The sequence below is a fragment of the Leptolyngbya sp. FACHB-36 genome (genome assembly GCF_014695955.1).
Classification (GTDB): Bacteria; Cyanobacteriota; Cyanobacteriia; order Leptolyngbyales; family Leptolyngbyaceae; genus FACHB-36.
On sequence record NZ_JACJPG010000413.1, the window covers coordinates 1 to 2,066 of the forward strand.

Annotated in this window: 2 protein-coding genes; both read right to left on the reverse strand. The window is 56.2% G+C overall.

Annotation, left to right across the window (positions count from 1 at the left end; translation table 11 throughout):
* Window positions 1-986: glutamine-hydrolyzing GMP synthase (gene guaA, locus H6F43_RS11610; RefSeq protein ID WP_199290295.1), on the reverse strand; the 986-nt coding region annotated here is incomplete at its 3' end.
* Window positions 987-1,139: 153 nt separating this feature from the next.
* The coding region (gene cbiD, locus H6F43_RS11615; RefSeq protein ID WP_190342925.1) for a cobalt-precorrin-5B (C(1))-methyltransferase CbiD at window positions 1,140-2,066 on the reverse strand (927 nt) is incomplete at its 5' end.

Consider the following 2,066-nt stretch of genomic DNA (forward strand, 5'->3'; position numbering starts at 1 on the left):
GCGGACTCAATCACGTCGGGATAAAGCGTGCCCTGTGCCAGGTAGTCAAACGGACCGAGGCGTCTAGATTCTTCCTCAAAGACGCGAATGAATTCGTGTCCGATGCGCTTGCGCTTTTCTTCGGGGTCGGTCACGCCCTGAATCTGCACCAGAAAGCGATCGCGCGCATTCACGTACTCAACCGGAATGTGGAACTGCTCCCGAAACAGCTTGACCAAGCGCTCTGGTTCTAGTTTCCGCATGAAGCCTTGGTCGATGAACATGCAGGTTAGCTGCTCGCCGATCGCCCGATACAGCAGAAACGCCAGCGTCGATGAATCGACGCCACCCGACAGCGCCAGCAGCACTCGCTTGTCGCCCACTTTGGCGCGGATTTCACGAATCGATTCTTCGACAAATGCGGCAGTGGTCCAAGTGGGTTCGCAATCGCAGATGTGGTAAACGAAATTGCGGATTAGCGCCAGTCCACCGATCGAGTGAACCACCTCTGGATGGAACTGGACGCCATAGAGCTTCTTGTCGTGGTGGGCGATGGCAGCGCAGGACGTGTTCGCCGTGTGTGCCAGCAGTTCAAAGCCGTCTGGGAGCCGCGTGACTGAGTCCCCGTGGCTCATCCACATGGTGGTGCCGTCCTCGACGTTGGTTAGAAGATCGGTGGGATCATCGATCGCCAGCGACGCTTTGCCGTATTCACCGCGGTCCGATCGCTCAACATCACCGCCCAACTGCTGCACCATCAATTGCATTCCGTAGCACACGCCCAGAACGGGAATGCCCAAATTCCAAATTTCTGGGTCGCAGTGCGGCGCACTTTTGTCGTAGACAGAGCTAGGACCACCGGACAAAATAATGCCTTTAGGATTGAGCTGGCGCAGATCCTCTGGCGTCGTTCGGTAGGACAGCACCTCAGAATAGACCTGCGTTTCGCGAATGCGCCGAGCGATGAGTTCCGAATACTGAGAGCCAAAATCCAGGATGACAATCATCTGGCGATGAAGCTGATCCAGCCCGCTGGTCGACGGCTGATGTTCGGTTTGGAGAGTCACCGGAGATGTCCTGATTACTGTTGCGAGGGTGAACAAAAGAAACGCTGACGAAACTGCGTTATTAAAGGTCGTACTTAAATCTGAATATTGTACCTAGAGTAACAAAACTTCCTCTAGTAGCGCGGCACCAATTTCGCTCTTAACAAGGATTTGACGCCGACGATCGAACAGCACTGTGCCAATGGCAACCTCGCGCTCAGCATGAGTCCGAATGTAAGTTTTAGCACGCTGGTCGATCGTGCGAGCAATTGAGCCATAGACTTGCTGGACGCGATCGCCTGCGCTCTCGGTATCTAGCCGCCGTAAGTAGTTCAACCCCTCCTCCGTGGTCGGACTGGTCAACAGAAGTTGCAGCGCTTCGGTGGGTAACCCAATGCTGGCAGCGTGCGCGGTCAAAATTTCTTGCCGCGCATCGGCGACGTGATGATGCGTGTGAAAAATGCCGCCTGCCAGCTTGATTAATTTTCCGTGATAGCCAAACAGCAGAATTGCCTGAACCCCTTGCACACCTGCCTCAACTAGCAGCGGACCCAGCCAGTTTGCCGTTTTGATTCGACGATCGGGATCAATGCCCAACTGCTTCGCCAAATCCAGACCGTTCTCGCCGACGCAAAACACTAGGCAGTTAAACCGATCGCGCTTTTGCCCCAGTTCCTCACGATACGCCTCTAGCTGACCGGGAGCGCTCAGCGGCTGAGAAATTCCAGTTGTTCCCAGCAGCGACAGCCCTTCCACCACACCAAACGCCGCATTGGACGTGCGCTCAGCCAGCCTGCGACCTTCGGGCAGAACGATCGTGACGCGAATCGCTTCCCCCGGTTGTAGCTCGCGCTGGAGATTGTGCCGCAGCAGACGGCGGGCGTAGGCATAGATGGCGGGCTGATCTGTTGTTTCGTGGTGTCCAATCCCCTCGCCGCCTACCAGATGAATGGGGTCTGGCTGCTCCGAGGTGCCCCACTCGACCATTGCCCAAATCGGCGTGTGGCGCGTCAGGTCCAGATTGTCACCAGGATCGCTGCG